The following is a 5,013-nucleotide window of genomic DNA, read 5'->3' on the forward strand; positions in this document are numbered from 1 at the left end:
CACTGAATCTCTGACGCAGGGTCCAGGGATCAGCTTTTGCAAGGTCCATGGCCGTCTTGATGCCCATCAGTTCCAGATGCGCCTTCATACGTTTGCCGACACCCCAGACTTCTGCCACGTCGGTATTGCGTAGCGTCCAGTCGCGCTTGAACTCATCACATAGGTCGACTACGCCACCAGTCTTGTCGAGCAGACGCTTGGCCGTATGGTTGGCCAGCTTCGCGAGCGTTTTTGTCCTGGCAATCCCGACGCCGACCGGCAGACCGGTATGCTTGTAGATCGTGGCCCGTAGCTTCCGGCCAAAGGCCGTCAGGTCACCCGGTATGCCCGTCAGATCAGCGAAGGCTTCATCGATGCTGTAGACCTCAAGTGATGGCACCATCGATTCAATGGTCGCCATCACGCGTTCGCTCATATCGCCATACAGCGCGTAGTTACTGCTGAAAGCAACCACGCCGTGCCGGCGGAGATGGTCCTTGATCTGGAAATACGGCTGACCCATTTTGACAAAGGGCTTGGCATCGTAAGACCGGGCGATCACGCAGCCATCGTTGTTGCTCAAGACTACAATCGGAGTCTTCATGAGATCTGGCCGGAACACGCGCTCGCAGCTTGCGTAGAAGCTGTTGCAGTCGATCAGCGCAAAGACGGAATCAGGCTTTGTCATGATCGCGAACGCTGTATTTGACCACTCCCCAAATGACCAACTCATCACCTTCCATCACATGACGCGGTGGGAATTTTGGGTTCTCGGACATCAGGATCACAACGTTGTCACGCATGTGCAGGCGCTTGCATACGGGCTCGGTGTTCAGCGCTGCGATCACGATATCGCCATGTTCTGCGTAGAGGCTTCGGTCGACCACCACCAGGTCTCCGCTGTAGATACCGGCCCCTTGCATGCTGTCGCCCTCGATCTTCACTAGGTAGACATGGGGAGCCCGAATCTCGAACAGCTCATCCAACGAGATGTGCTTTTCAATGTGATCAGCGGCAGGCGATGGGAAACCCGCCGGCACCTGGAACGAGTAGAGCGGCAGCCGATGGCCACCTTTTGATAGCTGCCCAAGAATACTGAAGCTCATGACGCAGGCCTTTTTATTCAAAACTGTATGTATATACAGTTAACGATCTTGGCTGCTTGTGGTCAATCTCATAGGAGAAGATTTCGACAGGTGACACCCATGTGCGGCCGTTACTCAATTTATGAGCCGATGGACCATTACCTTAAAGAGCTCGCCTCAGAGCAGTTGGTGATCAACGGCTATGACCTATGGCCCATCGAGCGCTACAACGTGGCGCCTACCACCCGCGTTGAAATCATCCGGCCAACCGACGAAGGCTTGAGCGTCGACAAGGTTCGATGGGGTTGGTCACCCTTTTGGGCCAAGGGCAAGCGCCCAGAACCCATCAACGCACGGGTCGAAACCGTGATGACCGGGAAGTTTTTCAAACAGCTTTGGCCCAACGGTCGGATCCTGGCCCCCGCCAATGGCTGGTATGAATGGGTCCGAGATCCACTGGACCCCAAAAGGAAACAGCCATACTTCATCACCTTGAAAGATCGGATCCCGATGTTCTTCGCCGGTCTGGCCGAAGTGCATCGTGGGGTAGAGCCGGACGAACGCGATGGCTTCGTCATCATCACTGCCGCAAGTGATGAGGGGATGGTGGATATCCATGATCGCAAGCCGTTGGTGCTCGCGCCCGAGCATGCCCGCGAATGGGTACACCCGGAGGCCTCTCCAGAACGCATTCGCCAGATCGCGGTTGAGCACTGCCGCCCAGTGGAAGACTTCCACTGGTACAAGGTCGGAAAAGCGGTTGGCAATGTTCGCAATCAGGGCTCGCAGCTGATCGAGCCGCTGAGTCTTCCTTCAGATTAAGATGACTGAACCGCGGGAGACCGCCATGCATCCCCAGACGCCAGATGGTCGGTACTTCGTTGTGAATGGTGTGCTTTGGCGTTGCTCGAACCCGGCACTAACGGAGGCAGAGCGGCAACACTGGGTAAACAGCTTGATGGCCGCGCGCCGTCAGGTCAAAGCAGCGAAGTCGGCGAATGATGTCGAAGAGTTGGCCGCAGCCCGGGCGTCTGTTCAGGAGGCAAAAGTGGCTTTGGGAGAGCGCGGTCCTGCCTGGTGGACCGATGGTGCACCTGACTTCAACAGGCGTCGAGTAGACCGTACACCTTACGCTCAGTGGTTCGAAACACTGACCAAGCTCTCCGTGGCCGCTCGATAAGTCTTGAGCAGGAAACTAAGAAAAGGCTTTGAGTACACCCTCGAAAATTATGGTGGAGTTTAACTACCCTTGACTCCATTCGAGTACGTTAGACTATTTCGCGGGTGCTAGCTGCAGGGGCAGTGACGCAGGTTAAAAGAACAACGCAGGTCGGGCCGCCATGCGGGAGTTCTTGCGCCTATGCAAAAAACAACGTTGCCCCGTGCCCAACAGCTTGCGGAGCGTGCCTTCGCCAATCTCGAGCGCTTTCTGCACATTGAAGCCGTCAGTGGTGTAGTCCTTCTGATCGCCGCTATCGCTGCGCTTATCTGGGCCAACTCCTCGGCCGCCGCGACCTATGAAGCTCTATGGCACACGCCCATCACGATTGGCGTCGGTTCGCTGATATTCACTCAGTCGCTGCACTTCTGGATAAACGATGGGCTGATGACGATCTTCTTCCTCGTGGTCGGTATGGAAATTCGCCGTGAAATCCATGAAGGCGCCCTGGCCAGCTTGCGCCAGGCCACCCTCCCAATGGCAGCGGCAATCGGTGGAGTGGCGGTACCTGCAATGGTTTACCTCGGTTTCGGCCATGCACCGGCCGAGCAACAAGGCTGGGCGGTGCCGACGGCCACCGATATCGCATTCGCCGTGGGGGTACTGGCGCTGCTCGGTAAATCCATTCCGTCGAACGTACGTGTGTTCCTGCTCGCCTTGGCAATCATTGACGACATTATCGCCGTCCTAATCATCGCCATTTTCTATTCAGGAGGCCTGGATTACAGCGGCTTCGGCATCGCTGCGATTGGTTTGATGATGGTATTGGGGCTACAGCGGATAGGGGTAGGTTCGGCCTATGTTTATGTAGTTCCTGGTGCGATTACCTGGGTCGGCATATTGATGACTGGTGCACATCCGACTCTGGCCGGAGTGGTATTGGGATTGATGACGCCGGTCGCGACCATGCCTATGCGAGAACGACCGCTCGATGCGGTCACCCGATTCACCCAGGAGTTGCTCGGGCGCGCGCGGTCTCCCGAGCAGGATGCCAGTGAGCTGATCAGCCCTCTAAAGAATCTGCGACTGGCTCAGCGAGAGCTGGTACCGCCAGTTGTTCGTGTGCAGAGCGCCCTGCATCCTTGGGTGGCCTATGGAATCATGCCAGCGTTTGCTCTGGCCAATGCCGGCGTCAGCCTGGCGGGTGTAGACCTAAGTACGCAGGCGCCACAGTGGGTAATGACCGCTGTCGTAATCGCATTGGTGCTTGGTAAGCCGCTGGGAATCGTCAGTGTCAGCTGGCTGATGGTGCGCATCGGTCTTTGCACACTACCGACCGGAGTCAACTGGAACAGCATTACGTTGATAGGTCTGCTCGCAGGCATCGGCTTCACTATGTCCATCTTCATCGCCAACTTGGCATTCTCCGATCCGGCCTCATTGGGCGCAGCCAAGCTCGGCGTGTTGTCTGCCTCGATAGTAGCCGCTGCATTGGGCCTAGCCTGGGGTGCTTGGCGGGTTCGCGGACGCTGACAACAAATCGAGGCGTGCCTGCTAGGGCTTAAGTGCCTTTCATCTCGCCTCGTAATGATTTGCTGCACGTAGAGCGAGGGTGAGTGCTCTCGATCGGGGTCAGTGTCGAGTCGAGGGACTCGCCGCAGGTGCACATGCCTGACACTCAGAGAACACTTGGAAATAGCTTTCAGCCTCAAGATGAAGGCGCTCGATTGCAGCGGCGAATGTCCGTCTCTGGCCGATCTCCGCCTCTCGCCAACGTCTGCTTTAGGTCGTCTGCGGCCGGTTGTGAATTATCGTTTTCGCCCCTTAGCATGCTTGCAGCGGGTCATATCGAACACGAATGGTAAGGTCACGTCGAATGCAATCGGCGGGTCACCACTCGTCATTTGCAGGTCAAATCTCCACTTCAGCATGGTGGCTTAACCGGAACGTCCGGCCGGACATCGCTATATCCTCCAACGTGGGGAAGCTTGCGCTGATGCGCCGTCTGTCCTTCCTTCTGTCAGTCCTTGGAAACAATGGTGAATGTGCTGACACCAATAGGGAAATGGTGGGGGGAATCTATGCGTGGGCTAGTGTTGGTGGTCGAGGATGACGACATCCTCCGATGGTTGATGACTGAAGTCATAACGCATCTGGGGCATGACGTCGTCGAGTTGGGAAATTGCGTACCACTTGACCAGTGAGTCTCACTGACGGTGACCAGCTGTTTGCATTCGACGTGACCACCCAATTGCATTCGATCTGACCGGTCATTCGCATCGCTCGAAACCAGGTGTCTCACCAGATGAGGAACAGGGTTGCTGAGCTATATCGGTGCGCCTCAGCAGCGCGATCGATTCAATGCAGCAGAAAAGACGGCAGTGCTGGAAACCTTCCAGCAGGCTCCGCAGCACGGCCATAAGCGAATAGTCAGAGGGTGTCGCTAAACTGATTGATGTAGGCAACGTGTGCTGGGTTCTGGATCGCTCGCGGACGCAGGGCCTGTACCTGTGCAATCGCATCCTGTACGGGAATGCCACACTCGATCATCAGTCGGGCTGCGAACAGGCCGGTACGGCCGGAGCCGCCCTTGCAGTGAATGGCGATTGACTCGCCGCTCATCACCAGCGCCTTCAGGCGCTCACGATGTGCCTCCCATGCGACAGCAAAGGGCTCACCAGGTGCTTCGTCATCCTCTACCGGCAGGTGAAACCATTCGAGGCCGAGCAACTGGCACTCCTCAGGAAGCAGATCGATTTCATTCTGCAGCAGCTCTTCATTTGGCATCAG

General features: G+C 56.6%; 6 protein-coding genes. 3 read left to right on the top strand and 3 right to left on the bottom strand.

Annotated features, from left to right (window positions below):
* A partial coding sequence (locus tag CKW37_RS22110; protein WP_143502109.1) for a Y-family DNA polymerase occupies window positions 1-667 on the bottom strand: 667 nt, incomplete at its 3' end.
* The gene (locus CKW37_RS22115; protein ID WP_095158382.1) at window positions 654-1,085 is read right to left on the bottom strand and encodes a LexA family transcriptional regulator; all 432 of its coding nucleotides are present in this window, start codon (window positions 1,083-1,085) and stop codon (window positions 654-656) included. The genes CKW37_RS22115 and CKW37_RS22110, both read right to left, overlap by 14 nt.
* Window positions 1,086-1,184: 99 nt before the next feature.
* On the opposite strand from CKW37_RS22115, the gene CKW37_RS22120 reads away from it, so the two are divergent.
* From CKW37_RS22120 to nhaA, 3 genes are all read left to right on the top strand, one after another.
* On the top strand, window positions 1,185-1,886 hold the full coding sequence (locus CKW37_RS22120) for an SOS response-associated peptidase (RefSeq protein WP_095158383.1): 702 nt from the start codon (window positions 1,185-1,187) through the stop codon (window positions 1,884-1,886).
* Between the two features lie 25 nt (window positions 1,887-1,911).
* A complete protein-coding gene (locus CKW37_RS33310; RefSeq protein ID WP_095158399.1) occupies window positions 1,912-2,244 on the top strand; it encodes a hypothetical protein in 333 nt (110 codons plus the stop codon).
* Between the two features lie 180 nt (window positions 2,245-2,424).
* Entirely contained in the window at window positions 2,425-3,756 is a 1,332-nt protein-coding gene (gene nhaA, locus CKW37_RS22130; RefSeq protein ID WP_095158384.1) for a Na+/H+ antiporter NhaA, read from the top strand.
* An 897-nt stretch (window positions 3,757-4,653) separates the two neighbouring features.
* Here the strand turns inward: nhaA and CKW37_RS22135 are convergent.
* On the bottom strand, window positions 4,654-5,013 hold a 360-nt coding region (locus CKW37_RS22135), incomplete at its 5' end, for a dual specificity protein phosphatase family protein (RefSeq protein ID WP_095158400.1).

The sequence above is a fragment of the Pseudomonas sp. Irchel 3E13 genome, from assembly GCF_900187455.1.
Classification (GTDB): domain Bacteria; phylum Pseudomonadota; class Gammaproteobacteria; order Pseudomonadales; family Pseudomonadaceae; genus Aquipseudomonas.

Excerpts from the sequence above, each read along its gene's own strand:
- CKW37_RS22115 (WP_095158382.1), bottom strand. The coding sequence starts at position 1,085 with ATGAGCTTCAGTATTCTTGGGCAGCTATCAAAAGGTGGCCATCGGCTG.
- CKW37_RS22120 (WP_095158383.1), top strand. The coding sequence starts at position 1,185 with ATGTGCGGCCGTTACTCAATTTATGAGCCGATGGACCATTACCTTAAA.
- CKW37_RS33310 (WP_095158399.1), top strand. The coding sequence starts at position 1,912 with ATGCATCCCCAGACGCCAGATGGTCGGTACTTCGTTGTGAATGGTGTG.
- nhaA (WP_095158384.1), top strand. The coding sequence starts at position 2,425 with ATGCAAAAAACAACGTTGCCCCGTGCCCAACAGCTTGCGGAGCGTGCC.